The organism is Streptomyces sennicomposti (assembly GCF_019890635.1).
Taxonomy (GTDB): Bacteria; Actinomycetota; Actinomycetes; order Streptomycetales; family Streptomycetaceae; genus Streptomyces; species Streptomyces sennicomposti.
The window spans coordinates 1-17,486 of sequence record NZ_JAIOAB010000091.1 but is presented as its reverse complement, the minus strand read 5'-3'; the positions used below and the strand labels follow the sequence as shown (position 1 = coordinate 17,486).

General features: G+C 74.1%; 11 protein-coding genes. 6 read left to right on the top strand and 5 right to left on the bottom strand.

Annotated features, from left to right (window positions below; all coding sequences use genetic code 11):
- On the bottom strand, window positions 1-4,767 hold a 4,767-nt coding region (locus K7787_RS30085; protein WP_223003571.1), incomplete at its 3' end, for a beta-ketoacyl synthase N-terminal-like domain-containing protein.
- A 586-nt stretch (window positions 4,768-5,353) separates the two neighbouring features.
- On the opposite strand from K7787_RS30085, the gene K7787_RS30080 reads away from it, so the two are divergent.
- Both K7787_RS30080 and K7787_RS30075 read left to right on the top strand, forming a co-directional pair.
- On the top strand, window positions 5,354-5,893 hold the full coding sequence (locus K7787_RS30080; RefSeq protein ID WP_156301914.1) for a hypothetical protein: 540 nt from the start codon (window positions 5,354-5,356) through the stop codon (window positions 5,891-5,893).
- Window positions 5,894-5,906: 13 nt separating this feature from the next.
- A complete protein-coding gene (locus K7787_RS30075) occupies window positions 5,907-6,974 on the top strand; it encodes a 3-dehydroquinate synthase family protein (RefSeq protein WP_223003570.1) in 1,068 nt (355 codons plus the stop codon).
- Between the two features lie 643 nt (window positions 6,975-7,617).
- Here the strand turns inward: K7787_RS30075 and K7787_RS30070 are convergent.
- The 3 genes from K7787_RS30070 to K7787_RS30060 are packed head-to-tail and all read right to left on the bottom strand — an operon-like array spanning window position 7,618 to window position 10,671.
- Complete coding sequence (locus K7787_RS30070; RefSeq protein ID WP_199293232.1) at window positions 7,618-8,337, bottom strand: HAD-IA family hydrolase; 720 nt, start codon at window positions 8,335-8,337, stop codon at window positions 7,618-7,620.
- Window positions 8,338-8,350: 13 nt separating this feature from the next.
- A complete protein-coding gene (locus K7787_RS30065) occupies window positions 8,351-9,451 on the bottom strand; it encodes a Gfo/Idh/MocA family protein (RefSeq protein ID WP_009191166.1) in 1,101 nt (366 codons plus the stop codon).
- Window positions 9,452-9,504: 53 nt separating this feature from the next.
- A complete protein-coding gene (locus K7787_RS30060) occupies window positions 9,505-10,671 on the bottom strand; it encodes a DegT/DnrJ/EryC1/StrS family aminotransferase (protein WP_043261414.1) in 1,167 nt (388 codons plus the stop codon).
- 288 nt (window positions 10,672-10,959) lie between these two features.
- Between K7787_RS30060 and K7787_RS30055 the strand changes: the two genes are divergently transcribed.
- From K7787_RS30055 to K7787_RS30045, 3 genes are all read left to right on the top strand, one after another.
- Window positions 10,960-11,430, top strand: coding sequence for a type II 3-dehydroquinate dehydratase (locus K7787_RS30055; RefSeq protein ID WP_019984882.1), 471 nt, complete (start codon window positions 10,960-10,962; stop codon window positions 11,428-11,430).
- A gap of 72 nt (window positions 11,431-11,502) precedes the next feature.
- A complete protein-coding gene (locus K7787_RS30050) occupies window positions 11,503-12,267 on the top strand; it encodes a thioesterase II family protein (protein ID WP_009191163.1) in 765 nt (254 codons plus the stop codon).
- A gap of 71 nt (window positions 12,268-12,338) precedes the next feature.
- Window positions 12,339-13,265: an ROK family protein gene (locus tag K7787_RS30045; protein ID WP_223003569.1), complete on the top strand. Its 927-nt coding sequence runs from the start codon at window positions 12,339-12,341 to the stop codon at window positions 13,263-13,265.
- A 184-nt stretch (window positions 13,266-13,449) separates the two neighbouring features.
- Here the strand turns inward: K7787_RS30045 and K7787_RS30040 are convergent, their stop codons facing one another.
- Window positions 13,450-14,334 carry an AfsR/SARP family transcriptional regulator gene (locus K7787_RS30040; RefSeq protein ID WP_164387442.1) on the bottom strand — a complete coding sequence of 295 codons (885 nt, stop codon included), beginning with the start codon at window positions 14,332-14,334 and terminating at the stop codon, window positions 13,450-13,452.
- Window positions 14,335-14,683: 349 nt separating this feature from the next.
- Between K7787_RS30040 and K7787_RS30035 the strand changes: the two genes are divergently transcribed.
- Window positions 14,684-17,486, top strand: a 2,803-nt coding sequence (locus tag K7787_RS30035) for an AAA family ATPase (RefSeq protein WP_308036499.1), incomplete at its 3' end; no start/stop codon positions are given.

Genomic DNA, 17,486 nt, shown 5'->3' with positions numbered 1-17,486 from the left:
GGCCCGCAACCCCAGCGACAACTCCCCACCCTCACCACCGACCACCACCGCACGCTCCGTCAGCGCCGCCCGGCTGTGCAGCAGCGTCTGCGCGACGGCCACGGAGTCCAGACCGACGACGTCGGCGAGGAAGCGCTCGGCGTGGGCGCGCAGCGCGGCCTCGGACTTGGCGGACAGCAGCCAGGGCACCGTGCGTGCGCCGCCGTCGCCGGCCGGGGGCGGCGTCTCCGCCTCCTGCGGGGCCTGTTCGAGGATGACGTGGGCGTTGGTGCCGCTCACCCCGAACGACGACACCGCCGCCCGCCGCGGACGCTCCACCTGCGGCCACGCACGCGCCTGCGTAAGCAGCTCCACCGCACCGGAACCCCAGTCCACCTTCGTGGACGGCTGGTCCACATGCAGCGTCCTCGGCAACACCCCGTGCCGCATCGCCTGCACCATCTTGATGATCCCGGCGACACCGGCCGCCGACTGCGCATGACCGATGTTCGACTTCAACGAACCCAGCCACAAAGGCACTTCACGGTCCCTGCCGTACGTCGCCAGCAACGCCTGCGCCTCGATCGGATCACCCAGCGTCGTACCCGTCCCATGACCCTCGACCACATCCACACCGTCCGCGGACACACCCGCGTTCGCCAGCGCCTGACGGATCACCCGCTGCTGCGCCGGACCACTCGGAGCCGTCAGACCATTGGACGCACCGTCCTGATTGATCGCCGAACCACGCACCACCGCCAGCACCGGATGCCCCGACCGCCGCGCGTCCGACAGCCGTTCCAGGACCAGGACGCCCACGCCCTCGGCCCAGCCGGTGCCGTCGGCGGCCTCGGCATAGGCCTTGCAGCGGCCGTTGGCGGCGAGCGCCCGCTGGCGGGAGAACTCCACGAACGACGTGGGCTGCGACATCAGCGCCACGCCGCCCGCGAGGGCCAGCGTGCACTCGCCGTTGCGCAGCGACTGCGCCGCCAGGTGCAGCGCGACCAGCGACGAGGAGCAGGCCGTGTCGACGGTGAGCGCCGGTCCTTCCAGACCGAGCGTGTACGAGACGCGGCCCGAGGCCACGCTGCTGGCCGTGCCGATGCCGTGGTAGCCCTCCAGTTCCTCGGGGATGCGGGTCTGGGAGCCGTAGTCGTGGTACATGACGCCGGAGAACACGCCGACCGGCTCGCCGCGCAGCTTCGTCGGGTCGATGGCGGCCCTCTCCAGGGCTTCCCAGGAGGTCTCCAGCAGCAGCCGCTGCTGCGGGTCCATGGCGGTGGCCTCACGCGGGGAGATGCCGAAGAACTCCGCGTCGAAGTCGGCGAGGTCGTAGAGGAAGCCGCCCTCGCGGCAGTACGAGGTGCCGGGGCGGGAGCCCTCCGAGTCGTACAGCTCCTCCACGTTCCATCCGCGGTCCTCGGGGAAGCCGGAGACGGCGTCACGGCCCTCGGCGACCAGGTCCCACAGCTCGTCCGGGGTGCTCACCCCGCCGGGCAGCCGGCACGCCATGCCGACGATCGCGATCGGCTCGCCGGAACCCGCGCTCTCCGGCCTGACCTCCTCGACGGGCGCCTCGACGCCCGTGATCAGGGAGTCCAGCAGTTCGGCCACGGCCTGCGGCGTGGGATGGTCGAAGGCGAGCGTGGCGGGCAGGGTCAGGCCCGTGGACTGGGTGAGGCGGTTGCGCAGGGTGACGGCCTCCAGGGAGGTGAACCCGAGGTCCTTGAAGGGCCGTCCGGGTCCGACCTTCGACAGGCCGCCGACGTCCCGTACCCGCGCGGTCTCGGTGCGCACGAGGTCGAGCAGCATCCGCTGCCGTTCCGGGCCGGGCAGCCGGCCCACCCGCTCCCGCAGCGCCTCGGTGACCGCTCCGTCGGCGGGGGTGGGCGCCGCCGAGACGTCGATGAGGCCGCTGAGCAGCGGGGGCAGCGCCGACGGCCGGGACGAGCCGGGCACGCGTCCCGCGCCGGCCGTCAGCGCCGCGGTGTCCAGGGCCAGCGGCAGGCAGTGCACCGGTCCGGCCAGCTGGGCGGCGTCGAACATGGCCAGTCCCTCGGCGGCGCTCAGCTGGCGCACTCCGGTGACCGGTTCGCCGCCGCGGCCGTCGGCGGCCGCCGGCTCCCAGGGGCCCCAGCCCAGCGACAGGGCGGGCAGTCCGCGGTCGGCGCGGTGCCGGGCGAGTGCGTCCAGGAGCGCGTCGTAGGCCGCCCGATCGCCGTCGGTGGCCGCGCCGAGCAGGGCGTCCGCGGACGAGCACACCACGAAGGCGGCCAGTTCCGTGTGCTCGCGGGAGAGTTCGTGCAGGTGCAGCAGGGCGGCGACGGCCGGCTCCAGGGCACGGTCGGGGCGGTGGGCGAGCGCCGTCCGCCAGCCGCCGGTGTGCACGATCGCGGTCAGCGGGCGCCGCGCCCGGACCAGCGCGGTCGCGAGGGCCCGCCGGTCGGCGGGATCGCAGGCCGCCGTGTCCACCGTCGCGCCGAGCGCGGTCAGTTCGGCGCGCAGCGCGACCAGGGTCTCGTCCTCGGTGTCGTACGTGCCGATCAGCAGCAGGTGCCGGGCGTGGTGGCCGGCGACCAGGTGCCGGGCCAGCGCGGCGCCCTCGGCGCCGTCGGCGCCGGTGACGACGACCGTGCCCTCGGGGTCGATCGGCCGGTGGGCGCCGTCGTCGGTGACGACGGAGACCCGGGCCAGTCGCGGCAGCAGCAGGACGCCGGTGCGCAGCGCGAGCTGCGGCTCACCGGTGGCGAGGGCTGCGGGCAGCGCCTGGAGCGATGCGGGCGTCTCGTCCAGGTCGGCCAGGACGAGACGCTCCGGATGCCGGGCCTGCAGCACGCGCAGCAGACCCCAGACGGGCGCGTGGGCGATGTTGTGGAAGGTCTCCTGCGAGCCGGCGGTGACCGCGCCCCGGGTGGCCACGGCGATGCGGACGCCGTCCAGGCGGGGATCGGCGAGCAGGCCGGTCAGTTCCCCGGTGAGTTCGTGGACGGTGCGCCGGGCGCCGGCGGCGAAGTCCGCGGCGGCCGTCGCCTTCGGCGCCTCCAGGGCGAGCACCACGACCGGCGGTACGTCCTCGCCGTCGGCGGCGGCCCGGGTCAGCCGGGCGTCGAGCCGGGCGGTGAGGGACGGGGCGTCCGGGCCGTGCACCGTCCACGGCGCGAGGGCGGGGTCGTCGGGCAGCGCCGCCGGCACCCAGTCGACCCTGAGCAGCGACTCGAAGTGGGTGCTGTTGGCGGCGCGCAGCCTCATCGGGCGGTGCAGCAGCTGGTGGCGGACGATCTTGCCGGACTGGGTGCGCGGGACGGCCGCGGTCTCGTACAGCTCCTCGGGCACCTTGTAGTAGGCGAGCCGCTCCCGGCAGGCCGCGTACAGCGCCTCGGGGTCCAGGCCGTCGCCCTCCGGCACCAGGAACGCCACCGGCACCTCGCCGAGCACCTCGTGCGGCTTGGCGACGACGGCGGCGTCCGCGACGCCGGGCACGTCCCGCAGGACGTCCTCGATCTCCCCGGGGTGGATGTTCTCGCCGCCGCGGATGATGAGTTCCTTCAGCCGGCCCGTGATCGTGAAGTACCCGGCCTCGTCGCGGACCGCGAGGTCGCCGGTGCGGTACCAGCCGTCCCGCAGCGCCTCCTCGGTGGCCTCGGGATCGTTGTGGTAGCCGGCCATGACGTTCGGTCCGCTGACCCAGACCTCGCCCTCCTCGCCGGGCGGCACGTCGGAGCCGGTGGGCGGGTCCACCAGCCGCACGTTGACGCCCGGTACCGGCAGCCCGCACGAGCCGTCCACGCGGGCGCCCGAGGGCCAGGTCATCGTGATGGAGCCGCAGGTCTCGGTGGAGCCGTAGGCGTCCAGCAGCGGGGCGCCGTAGGCCTGTTCGAACGCGGTGTGCAGGGAGGCGGTGGTCACCGAGCCGCCGACCAGGCACACCCGCAGGCGGGGGGCGGTGAAGTCCTGCCGGGCGGCGGCGCGCACCAGGTGGTGGTACATGGTCGGCACGCCGGCCAGGAACGTCGCCTCGTCCGCGCGGACCGCGGCGAGCACGTCGTCGGCGTCGAAGCCGTCGACGAGGCGCACCGACGCGCCCACGGCGGTGGCGGCGACGACGCACACGATGTGGGACAGACTGTGGAAGAGGGGCAGCGGCCACACCATGCGGTCGTCCGGGCCGAGCCCGGGGATCGGCACATAGCCGGCGGCCACCGACCACAGCGCGTTGCGCTGGGTGGACCGCACGCCCTTGGGCCGGCCCGTGGTGCCGGAGGTGTAGAGGATCCACGCCACGTCGTCCAGGCCCAGGTCGTCCCGGGCGGGCAGCGGCGGCTCGGTGGTGGCGAGCTTCTCGAACGACACGGTGCCCACGGGGTGTTCGCCGCCGGTCACGACGATCCGCACCGGGTCGCCGGCGACCGGCAGGGTGCCGAGCACGCGGCGCACCTGGTCCAGGTGGGCGCGGTCGGTGACGACGACCCGGGCGCCGCTGTGGCCGAGCAGATGACCGAGTTCCGCGTCGGTGGAGCGCGGGTTGAGCGGGACGCCGATGGCGGCGGCCCGGACGATCGCCAGGTAACTCTCCACCGTCTCCACGGAGTTGCCGAGCAGGATCGCCGCCCGGTCACCCGGCTGGAGGCGCAGCGCCGCGAGGTGGCCGGCGATGCGGGCGGTCCGCCGTTCGAGTTCGCCGTGGCTGACCGCGCGCCGGGCGTCGCGGTAGGCGACCTTGTCCGCGAAACGGTTCGCGTGCGCCGCGAGCAGCTCGGGCAGCGGTTTGATCAGCTCGGTTCGCAGCATGTCCCCACACCTCTCGGAAAAGCACGGCGTCAACGAATGCGGTGGCCTCGGCGGATCCGGGAAACCGGGCGCACGGACGGCGGATGGCCGGTACCGCCGATTCTGCTGGCCGAGGTCTTTTCGGTAACCCCAGCACGACCCCTAACACCACCCTCATTCCGGGCCGGTCGCATATCACGTCGGCGGCCCGTGGGAACGGCGTCCGACTGCCTTTAGCATGGTGCGCAGCCCGTTCCGTACGAACCATTCCGTCGTACCCAGAAGAGCTGAGGCAATCCCCATGACCCTGCACTGGAACCATGTGCGCATATCCGCTTCCGAGCACGTCGGAGCCCGGGGAATTTCCCGTCCGGAGCCACCTGCGGCCCTCCATGGCCTGGTCAGCGACCTGCGTGCCGCGGACCCGGCCGGCCGCTGGTTCTTTCACTGGTCCGACGAGCCCTTCCCGTCCGCCCTCGACGTGTGGGCGGGCGGCACGGCCGGCGTTCTCGAGGAATTCGCCCCCCGTTTCGAAGAACTCGGCGCGGCACTCGGGAAAACCCCCGGACACCCCCCTGCGCACGGTGAATTCCCGGCCCCCGCCGGAATGTCACGCGAGTTGCTCGGCATCGAATGCGCCGACGAGGTCTCGACGGCCTCCAGTGAACTCGCGCTGGCCGTCTGCGCGGAACCCGTCGCCGACCAGCGCGCCCAGCTCGCCCTCGCCGTCTGGCAGCTGCGGCATGTCGTCGCGCTCCTGGACGAATCCGCCCGGCGCGGCTTCCTGTTCCGCGTCTGGCAGCACCGCACGGCCGCGCTGAGTCCGGCGCAGCGCACCGCGCTGTGCACCCGCGGCGCCGAGACCTGCACGGTGCTCGCGGACGGGCTGCCCGCCATGAGCCCGGCCGTCCAGCGCGGCTGGGACGGCTACCTGCGCACCCTGCGCCGGACCGCACTGGCCTGGCGGGCCGGTGACGCGCCCGTCAACTACCTGCTCTTCGAGCACACCCATCTCACGCTGCGCCGGCTGCGGGTGCCGCCCGCCGTGGAGGCGCTGGCGGCCCGTACGCTGCGTGCGGCGCTCACGCCGTCCGGCGCGGACCGACAGCCCCTCGCCGTGCCCGGCGCCGTGCTCCAGACGGCGTAGGGGGAGGACAGCGATGAGCGAGACCGCCGCCTTCCGCGTGGACGTGGACCTGGGCGAACGTTCCTACCCGGTGCACATCGGGCCCGGTGTGCGCGCCCTGCTGCCGGGGCTGGTCGCCGCGGCCGGCGCCGAACGCGCCGTCGTGGTCTCCGCCCGCCCGCGGGGCCTGCTGCCGGCGCTCGGCGTCGAGACGCTGTGGCTGGCCGCCGCCGACGGCGAGACCGGCAAGAACCTCGCCGCGGTGGCCGGACTGTGCGAACGCTTCGCCCGCTTCGGCCTCACCCGTTCCGACGTGGTGATCTCCTGCGGCGGCGGCACCACGACCGACACCGTCGGTCTCGCCGCCGCCCTCTACCACCGCGGCACGCCCGTCATCCACCTGCCGACCTCGCTGCTCGCGCAGGTCGACGCGAGCATCGGCGGCAAGACGGGGGTGAACCTGCCCGAGGGCAAGAACCTCGTGGGCGCCTACTGGCAGCCCCGAGCGGTGCTGTGCGACACGGACTTCCTCGCCACTCTGCCGCCCCGCGAACGCGTCAACGGCTACGGCGAACTGGCCCGCTGCCACTTCATCGGCGCCCCGGGGCTGGCCGCCCTGCCGCTGGAGCGGCAGATCGCCCGCAGCGTCGCCCTGAAGGCGTCCGTGGTGGCCCGCGACGAACGCGACCAGGGGCTGCGCCACGTCCTGAACTACGGTCACACACTGGGCCACGCCCTGGAGCGGGCGACGGACTACGCGCTGCGGCACGGCGAGGCGGTCGCCGTCGGCACCGTGTTCGCCGGCCGGCTGGCCGGCGCCCTGGGCCGCATCCCGCCGGCCCGGGTGCGGGAGCATCTGGACGTGGTGGCGTCGTACGGCCTGCCGACCGCGCTGCCCGCCGACGTGGACCACGACACGCTGATCGCGTACATGCGCCGGGACAAGAAGGCGGAGGGCCATGCCCTGACCTTCGTCCTGGACGGTCCCGGCGGCCCGGCCCTCGTCGCCGGCGTCCCCGAGGAGCTGGTGCGGGCGGAGCTCGCCGCGATGCCCCGGGACGGCGCCCGTCCCGCGGCGTCGCCGCCCGTCCCGGCGCCCTGACCCGGGCACGCCCGAGGGCCCGGACGCCGAGGGCGGTTCCCGGGACCGGCCGCGCCACGCGGTCGTGCCGATCGGACGGCGAGCGGCTCGCACAGGCGCCCGGCCGGGAAGCCCCGGCCGGGCGTCCGGCGTGGGCGGCCGGGCCTTGCGCCTGGTCGGCCGGGCCTTGTGCCTGGTCGGCCGGGCCTTGTGCCTGGTCGGCCGGGCCTTGTGCCTGGTCGGCCGGGCCTTGTGCCTGGTCGGCCGGGTGTCGGCGTGGGCGGCCGACCCTTGTGCCTGGTCGGCGGGGCGTCGGCGTGGGCGGCGGGGAGTTGGGCGCGGGTGGCCGTGCGCCGGACGCGGACGGTGCGCCGGACGCGGGCGATCGACGGCGGCCCGCTCCCTGTGTCCCGCGCCCCGCGTCCCGCTCCCCGTGCCCGTGCCCGTGCCCCGGGTGCGCGGGCGCGCACACGCGCAGACGCGCACACGCGCAGACGCGCACACGCGCAGACGCGCCGGAAGGCGGCACCACCGTGGACGCGGTGGTGCCGCCTTCCGTCCGTGACCGGCCTCGCGAGGCGCCGGACCACGGTCGCCGATCCGGCCTGAACCGGTCTGATCCGATCTGATCCGGCCTGAGCCGATCTGAGCCGGACGCGAGACCCTAGCCGGCGGTGACCGGGGTGGCGACGAGTTCCAGCAGTTCGGCCGGGTGCCGCAGGACCACGTCCGGCCGCGCGCCCAGCAGCGGCTCGGGGTCGACGCCCGCCCACAGCGCCGCCGCCGCGTACACTCCCGCGCCGTGGGCGCTGTGCAGGTCGGTGACGGCGTCGCCGACCATCACCGTCTGCCCGGCGGGCGCCCCCAGCGCCGAGAGCGCGAGGCGGACCATGTCCGGCGCCGGCTTGGGCCGCGGGACCTCGTCCGAGCCGATCACCACCTCGAACAGGTCCAGCAGCCCGAGCCCGGCGAGCAGGGCGCGGGCCCGGTCGCCCGCCTTGCCCGTCGCCACGGCCATCGGCACCTTGCGCCGGTGCAGGGACTCCAGCAGTTCAGCGATCCCCGGGAACACCTGCACCCGGGAAGCCAGTCGGCGGCTCTCCCGCACGAAGGGCTCCTCCATCTCCGGCGGCAGCCCCATGATGCGCATGATGTCGGGGAAGTACCGGCCCAGATGGCGGTTGTACTCGGCGAAGGGCGCCTCGCCCACGCCGACGACCTCGGCGTAGGCGACGCTGAACGCCTCCCGCATCACCTCGAAACTGTCGACGAGCACGCCGTCGAGGTCGAACACGACGGCCCGCAGGCCGCCCTCGACGCGTGGAGCGGCCCCGTCGGCCGTGGGCTCCGCCGCCCCGTCGTCATCGCTGTGCCTGTCAAGCATGCCGCTGCCTCTCCTAGTTCAGTAGCGTCGAACGGGGCACGGCGTGGGCCGCTCTTGTGGAGCGGGCCCCGATCCGTGCCCGGCGGGCCGAGCCGTAGATGCGCTCGATCACCGCGATGGTGCGGCGGACCTCTTCCACGGTCCGTCCCCGCGCCGCCGGGTCCGCCAGCAGTTGCGGCAGTTCGTCCAGCTGGCGCAGGTACTCGGCGCCGATCTCCTCCTCCGGGAGCGGGACCTCGGTCCGTTCCCCGTCGCGCACCAGGACCAGCCGGGAACCCTTGCGGCGGTTGGGGCTGAAGCCGAACGTGCAGTCCAGCGTGGCGCTGCCGGCGCTGCCGTCCACCCGGACGCGGGTCGTGTCGTACGGCTCGTGGGAGGCCCAGCTGGCCCGGATCGCCACCGACACCCCGGTCTCGGTGACCAGGAAGCCGCGCGCGGTGTCCTCCACGTCGCCCGCCGCGTCCGGCTCGCGCGGCGCGTCCTCGCGCCAGGCCGCCTCCGAGGAGCGGTCGTTGACGAAGTCGTCGGACACGGTGCCGACCGCCTGGTCGAAGCCGACCGGGCCGAGGATCGGCCCGACGGTGTCGAGCAGGTGCCAGCCCAGGTCCACCAGGGCTCCGCCGCCGGCGAACTGCCGCTGGGTGAACCAGCCGCCGGCGCTCGGCACCCCGCGGGCCCGCACCCAGGACAGCTCGATGTGCCGCAGTTCGCCCAGATCCCGCTGGATCACCTCGCGCAGGGCGAGCACGTCGGCGCGGTAGCGGGCCGCGCTGCCCGCGAGGAGCATCGCGCCGCCCTCGCGTTCGGCGGCGGCCAGCTGGTCCGCCTCCGCCGAGTTGAGGCAGACGGGCTTCTCCAGGAACACCGGGATGCCCATGCGCAGGACGCGGCAGGCGACGGCCGAGTGCAGGTGGTTCGGCACCGCCACGATCGCCAGGTCGACCTCGTCGCGGCGCAGTTCCGACACGTCGGACAGCAGCCGGGTCCCGGTGCGGTCCTGGGGGACGTCGGACCAGGCGGCCTGGTTGGGCTCCACCAGGAACGACACGCCGAAGGAGGGGTGCTGGCGCAGTCGCGGAAGCCAGATGGACTTCGCCGCCCACCCCAGACCCACCACGCTCGTGCGGACCGGAGCACGGCCCGGTCCTCGTGCGCTCAGCGGGGTGTTCATGCGCGCGCGACCTCTTCGGCCACGACCTCGGCCACGGCGTGCATCTGCTCCTCGGTGCCCAGCAGGGTCCGGTGGTGCAGCCAGACGCAGTCGGCGGTGATGGCCTCGGTCACCGGGCAGCGGTCGGCGAGTTCCGCGACGGTCGCGTCGGGCGACGCGTACTCCCAGAAGCCGTCCGAGCGGTAGATCGCCCGGAACGCGATGAACGCGGGCACGCCCCGCTCGACGAGCCGGTCCACCAGCGCGTCGCGGGCCTCCTCGCCGATGCCGGGGATCCGGAACATCTGCATGTAGTGGGGGTGGGCCGTGACCCGCTCGTCGCGGCTCTGCGGGACGACCCCGGGGATCTCGCCGAGCAGGGAGGCGAGGAGCGGCGAGCGCTGCTCGCGGGTGGCGATCTGCTGGTCCAGCCGGCCCAGCTGGGAACGCAGCACGGCCGCGGAGAACTCGTTCATCCGGAAGTTGGAACCCGAGGTCTGGTGGTAGTACTTGCGGTCGGTGCGCGGCCGGCCGCAGCTGTGCCGCAGGAAGCCCTCCTGGTAGGAGGCCTCGTCGGGGAAGGTGACCAGACCGCCCTCTCCGGCCGTCATCAGCTTGCCGTTCTGGAAGCTGAACGCGGCGACGGAACCCAGCTCGCCGGCCTTGCGGCCGGCCCACTCGGCCCCGTGGGCGTGCGCGGCGTCCTGGATCAGCGGCACCCCGGTGTCGGCCGACAGCTTGCCGAGGGCGTCCATGTCCGCGAAGTGACCCGCCATGTGGACCGGCATGATCGCGCTGGTGCGGGAGGTGACCGCGGCGGCCACCGCCTGCGGGTCGAGGCAGTACGTCTCCGGGTCGACGTCGACCGGTACGGCGACGGCGCCGAGGCGCTGGGCGGCCTGCGAGGAGGAGATGAACGTGAAGGCCGGGACGATGACTTCGCCGCCCTCGCGCACGCCGAGCACCTGGAGGGCGAGTTCGAGGGCGTGGGTGCCGTTCGTCACGGCCAGCGCATAGGGCGCACCGTGGCGGTCGGCGAACTCCCGCTCGAACGAGTCGACCTCGTTGCCTCCCATGCGCCACCACTGACCCTGTTCCAGTGCGCGCAGCAGACCTGTCCGCTCCTCCTCGCCGTACTGCGGCCACACGGGGAGATCCGCGAGCAACTTCGCCTGATCATTCATGACGGTCCATTCCTGTCCTGGGGAACGCGGACATCTCCGCGAAAGGGCCAACCCACCCCGGAAATCCAAGAATCGGCGGCGGGGAATATCACGCTACCGCGCCGGCGGCAGCGTCTCCCATCCCCTACCGGGTCCCCGGACATCCCCCTGAAAGCCATGAGCCGACCCCCCTGTCGCCGAATTCGACCCCCCGACACCGGCCACGAACGGGTGCGGGCGATAAAGAATGGAGTGCGTCCGGGTCGACCACGAGAAGCCGGTTTTCCAACCGCAGTTGTGAGGTGAGTCATGAGCGCGATACTGCTGCTGAACGGTCCCAACCTCGGCATCCTCGGGCAACGCGAGCCCGAGGTGTACGGCACCGACACCCTGGCGGACGTCGAGCGGGCCGTGGGCGAGGAGGTCGCCGACCGGGGCTGGGACGTGATCTCCGTGCAGAGCGACTCCGAGGGGGACCTGGTCCGCGCCGTGCACGCCCACTACGGCACGGTCGGCGCCCTGGTCAATCCCGGTGCGCTGATGGTCGCCGGCTGGAGCCTGCGCGACGCCCTCGCGAACTATCCGCGGCCCTGGGTCGAGGTCCACCTGTCCAACGTGTGGGCCCGCGAGCAGTGGCGGCACGAATCCGTGATCGCACCGCTCGCCTCGGGCGTCGTGGTCGGTCTCGGCTCGCTCGGCTACCGGCTCGGCGCCCGCGCCCTGCTCACCATCGCCGGCGACGTGCGGCCGGCCGCGCCGACGCTCGCCGCGACCGCCTAGTACGGTCACGGCGCCGGTCCGCGCGTCCCGCAGCCCCGCAGCCCTGGAGTCCCGTCCGCCAAGGAGCCAGCAATGAGCACCACCGTCACGTGTTCCCAGCAGTGGATCCGCCGGTTCCACCCCAAGCCGGAACGCCGTATGGTCCTGGTCGCCCTGCCCCACGCCGGCGGTTCGGCCAGCTACTTCCATCCGCTGTCGGCGGCGCTCGGCGACGACGTCGAGGTCCTCGCCGTGCAGTATCCGGGCCGCCAGGACCGGCGGCACGAGGCCCTGGTCCCCTCCGTGCACGACCTGGCCGACCACATCGCCCGGGCCCTGATGCCGTGGGCCGGGCCCATCGCCCTGTTCGGGCACAGCATGGGCGCGACCGTCGCCTACGAGGTCGCCCGGCGCCTCCAGCAGTGCGGCTCGCCCGCCGCGGCGCTGATCGTCTCCGCGCGCCGCGCCCCGTCCGTCGAGCGCGCGGACGGCTTCCACGAACTCGACGACGACGCCCTGCTGAGGGAGGTGCTCCTGCTCGGCGGCAGCGACGCCGCCCTCGCCCTCGACGAGGAGCTGCTGCAGCTCACCATGCCGGTGCTGCGCAACGACTTCCGGGCGGTCGCCGCCTACCGCTGCACCCACACCGAGCCGCTGACGACGCCCATCACGGCACTGGTCGGATCGGACGACCCGCGGGTGTCGGTCGCGGAAGTCGGGGAATGGCGGCGGCACACCGACGAGGCATTCTCCCTCCGCGTTTTCGACGGGGGGCATTTCTATCTCGCCGAGCACGCCGGGGCCGTCATCGAGGTGCTGCGCTCGACGCTGGAACCCCATCTTTCCGACGTGAATTGAACAGCAGTCCGGAGTTTCCTTAGTCCGGAGTTTCCTTTCCTGACGTGCCGAGAGGCCGGGAGCACACGACCGTGAGTCATCTGGGAATCGACATCGGCGGCACGAAAGCAGCGCTGCGGCTGGAACGCGACGGCGCCGCCGCGGGCGCGCCCGCGCGGGAGGTCCGCTTCACCTGGCCCGAGGAGGGCGGGGCCGCCGCCGACATGGACGCGCTGGCCGCCGCCGTGGAGAGGCTGGGCCGCCCGTCCGGCGACCCGGTGACGTCGGTGGGTGTGGCGCTGCCCGCCGCCGTCGACGCCGAGGGCCGGGTGCGCGGCTGGCCGGGCCGGCCGAGCTGGCAGGGCCTCGACGTCCGGGCCCGGCTGGTGGCGCTGCTGCCCGGCGCGCGGGTGCGCATCGCCGACGACGGCGACCTGGCGGCGCTCGCCGAGGCGCGGGCGGCGGGCTGCCGCGACCTGGTGCACTTCGGCGTGGGCACGGGGATCGGCGGCGGCGTGGTGATGGACGGAGTGATGCGTCCGGGAACCGGCCGCGGTTCGTGCGAGGTGGGGCACGTGGTCGTCGACCACGACGGCGACGCCCGGTGCGACTGCGGCCGGCGCGGCTGCGTCCAGGCTCTCGCTTCGGGACGGTCGACGCTGCGGCGGGCCGCGCGGGTGCTCGGCCGGCCGGCCGGCTTCGACGAACTGCGCGAGGCGTGGACGAAGCGGGAGGACTGGGCGGTGCGGACGGTGGCCCCGGGCGTCGCCGCGCTCGCCGCCGTCGCGGTGTCCCTGTCCGAACTGACCCATCCCGAGGTCATCACGATCGGCGGCGGTTTCGCGGCCGCCCTGCCCGGCTACGCCACGCAGGTGGCCGACGCGGCCGACGCCCTGCGACGCCCCACGGGCCCCGCCCCCGAGATACGCCCGGCCCTGCTGGGCGGCCTGTCCTCCCTGGACGGCGCACTCCTGCTCTCCCGCGGCCTGGGCATCGGGACCGCCCCGCACCCCTCCTGACGGCACACCCCGAACCGGCGTACCACGGCAGCGCGACGAGAGCCTCCCCCCCCCCCGGCCGGCGCCGACGCGAACCCGGCCGCCCCGAACCGCCGTTCCCGCCGACGCGGTCCGTGCCCCGGCCGAAGCGTCGCTTCGGCCGGGGCACGGACCGCGCGGCCGTCCAGGGCCCGGACGGGAGGCCCTAAGGGCGCCGGCGGCTGTGCAGCATCGTGCCGCCGCGGCCCGCGACGCCCCTGAGGCGGTGCTCGCAGCGGCCCACTCCCACCGGACGGCGGGCCGTGTGCTGCCAGTACGGCCGCGACTCGGGGTTCAGCGCCGGGTCCTGGTTGAGGACGGCCAGTTCCAGGGCCCGCAGCTCGCGCCCCGGGTCGAGCCCGAAGTTGTCCAGCAGGGCGGCCCGCGTGCGCCGGTAGGCGGCGAGCGCGTCGTGCTGCCGGCCGACCCGGTAGAGGGCGACCATGAGCAGCCCGCACAGCCGTTCCTCGGTGGGCTCGGCGGCGGCCATCTCCTCGAGTTCGCCGAGGATCTCCTGGTGTTGACCGCGCCTGAGGAGTTCCTGCGCGTAGTCCTCGAAGACGCTCATCCGCAGACCGGTGACCGCCTTCAGCTCCGGCCAGGCGATGCCGTTCTCCGCGAGGTCCGCGAGGGCGGGCCCGCGCCACAGCGCGAGCGCCGAGCGCAGCTTGTCCGTGCCCGACTCGCGCTGTCCTTCGGCGATCTCGGCCCGGCCCAGCTCCACCTGGCGGCGGAAGTGCCACAGGTCCAGGTGGCCGTCGGCGACGGTGAGGCGGTAGCCGGGCGGCGCGGTCGTCAGCCGCACGGACCCGTCGGGCCGGGCGTGCCGGTCGATGATCCTGCGCAGCGCGGACACGCCGTTGTGCACCATTTTCCGCGACGTCGCGGGAGTGTCGTATCCCCACAGCGCCTGTATCAGTTTGCTCGTCGGCACGACCTCGTTGGCGCGCAGGAGAAGAAATCCGGCGATGGCTCGATGATTGAACCCGCCGAACTCCACCGGACCGTCTTCGGATACCGCCTCTAAAGGGCCGAGCAGGTTGAATCGCATGGAGAACCACCCCCGGTTCACGCGGCAGCCAAGCGGCGCACGCTACCCCTACAGTAAAAAACCACCTGACCTGTTTGTCAAGCCGTACACACAGCCGCTCGCAACCATCCAGAACGTCAGAAATAGCAGGTCAGAAGGCATTTGGCCGCGCACCGGAGGGAGAGCGGTCCACGAACGCGTCTCCCCCGAACGCACGGAACGCGCCCTTCCGGGTGGCCCGGCGGCCCCGCAGGAGGCCGATGGGCGGCCGATGGGAGGCCGGTGTGCGCGGAGAAACCGGGGCCCCTTGAAGGGTTGCTAGCTTCGGCCCGTCGGTCTTCTCGAAACCCCATTCGTACGGAGGGAACCAGTGAATCTGGTCGAACGTGACGAGCAGGAATCGGAGCTCGAACGAATATGGAGCGAATGCGGCGCCGGAAAGGGTTCCGTCGTGCTGCTCGAAGGCTCCGGCGGCAGCGGAAAGACCGAACTGCTGCACCAGGCAGCCGAGCGCGCCCGGCGCGGCGGAGGGCTGGTCCTGCACGCCGGCTGCTCCCCCGCCGAGAGCGCGCTGCCGTTCGGGGTCCTCGGGCAGCTCTTCTCCTCCGTGCCCGCCGTGGAGGGCCCGCTCGCCCGGCTGCAGGCGCCGAACAGCCCCCTGGCCGCCGAGGCGGCCCCGCACGACCCCGCCCGGGGCGCCGTCGCCATCGGCCCCCAGCTCGCCCTGCTGCTCAACGAGGTGACCGCCACCCTGCTCGAACTCTCCGCCGCGAACCCGGTGTTCATCGGCGTCGACACCGTCCGGCACGCCGACGCGCAGTCGCTGGCCTGTCTCCTGTATCTGGTGCGGCGGACCGGGGCCGCCCGCGTCATGGCCGTCCTCACCGACGACACGGCCGCCCACCGCAGCCCCTTCCGCACCGAGCTGCTCGACCAGCCGCACACGCGGCGCGTGCCCCTCGCGCCGCTCGCCGAGGCCGAGATCACCGCACTGCTGGCCCGGCAACTGGAGCGGGACGAGGCCGAACGGCTGGCCGGCGAGTTCCACACCCTCAGCGGAGGCAATCTGCTGCTGCTGCGCGCCCTGCTGGAGGACCACCTGGCCTGCGGCGGCGTCCGCAAGGACGGCTACGGCCGCGCCGTGCTGCGCCAGCTCGGCCGGCTGGAGGAGCCCGTCACGGCCGTGGCCCGGGCGCTCGCCGTCCTGGGCAGCGCCGAGGCCCCGGACCGTCTGGCCCGGCTCGCCGGCGTCGACGACGGCGCCGTCGAGACCGCGCTGCGGACCCTCGGATCGGTCGGCCTGGTCGCCGGCCTCACCTTCCGCCACGACATCGTCCGCCAGGCCGTTCTCGACGACCTGGCCCCCGAGGACCGCACCACCCTGCGGCTGGCCGCCGCCGCGCTGCTGCACGAGCAGGGCTGCCCGCCCCGCGCCATCGCCCCGCTGCTCGTCGAGGCGGACCGGCCGGACGGCGCGTGGAGCGTGCGCGTCCTGTCGGAGGCGGCCGAGCAGGAGCTGCTCGCCGGCCGGCCGCAGCACGCCGTCGCCGCCCTGGAGGCCGCGCTGCGCGCCCCCGTCGGCAGCGGCGCCGAGCGCGCCGCGATCGAGTCGCGGCTGATCCAGGTGCGGCGGCTCTTCGACCCGGCGACCGCCGAACGCCATCTGACGGCCCTGACCACCGCCGCACGCGCCGGCGAGCTGGCCCCGGCCCGCACCCTCGACCTCGTGCGCCAACTGCTGTGGCAGGGCCGTACGGCCGAGGCCGGCGAGCTGCTGGACCGGCTGCGCACGGCCCGCCCGGAAGCGCACAGCGAGGCCGCGGCCCTGCTGGAGGACACCGAGAAGTGGCTGGCCTGGACGCACCCCACCCTCGCCCGCCGCACCCCCCGGCCGACCGGGCAGGGACGCCCCGCCGCGCTGCTCGCCGACGCCCTGGTCAACGGCCGCGCCCACGAGGCCGTCGGCCAGGCCCACCAGGTGCTCAAGGACCGCGGCCCCAGCTACGACCTCAGCTGGCCGGAGGAGCCCGCCCTGCTCGCCCTCGGCGTGCTGCTGTGCACCGACTCCCCGGACGCGGCGGCCTGGTGCGACCGGCTGCTGCGCGAGGGCCACACGCCCTACTCGCCGACCTGGATGGCCATGCTGTCCGCGATGCGGTCCGAGGCCGCTCTGCGCCTGGGCGACCTCACCGGCGCCGCGGACCACGCCCAGCAGGCCCTCAACCACATCCACCCGGCCGCCTGGGGCGTCGCCGTGGGCGGTCCCCTCGGCAGCCTCGTCCTCGCCACCACCCGCATGGGCCACTACGACGAGGCGGGCGCCTATCTGACCCACGCCGTCCCCAAGCACATGTTCGACACCCGCTACGGCCTGCACTACCTGCACGCACGCGGCCAGTACCACCTGCTCACCGGCCACCCGCACGCCGCCCTCGCCGACTTCCTCGCCTGCGGGGACCGGATGCGGGCCTGGGGGATCGACGTCCCCGGCGTCGTGCCGTGGCGCACGAGCGCCGCCGAGGCGTGGCTCGCGCTCGGCAACCGGGAGCAGGCGGCGCGGCTGTCCTACGACCAGCTCGGCCGGCCCGGCACCAACGGCGCCCGCCCCCGGGCGGCGGCCCTGAGGACCCTCGCCGTGGGCGGGCCCGTGGCGCGCCGGCCGCAGATGCTGTCGGAGGCGCTGGACCTGTATGAGCGGTGCGGTGACCGGTACGAGCAGATCCGGGTCCTCGGCGACCTCGCCACCACCTACCACGAACTCGGGGACAACCGGCGCGCCCGTACCCATGTGCGGCGCGCCCGCCATCTGGTCGGGATGTGCGGGGCGGCCTCGCTCTCCGAGGAGCTGTTCTCCTTCCCGGACGAGGCCGAGGAGCAGCCGTCCCCGGCCGGCGCCGGCTTCGGCGACGGGGCACTGCTCACCGGCTCGGAACGCCGGGTCGCCGCGCTCGCCGTCAGCGGCTACACCAACCGGGAGATCGCGGCCAAGCTGTTCATCACCCCGAGCACCGTGGAGCAGCACCTCACCCGCGTCTACCGGAAGCTGGGCGTGCGCTGCCGCAAGGACCTGCCGGTCGAGCTGGCCACCAGCGTCACCGAGGCGGTCGCCCGGACGCTGCCGGTGTCCGTGACGGTCTTGATCTCCCCCGTCAGGTCCACGGAGACGACGTCGT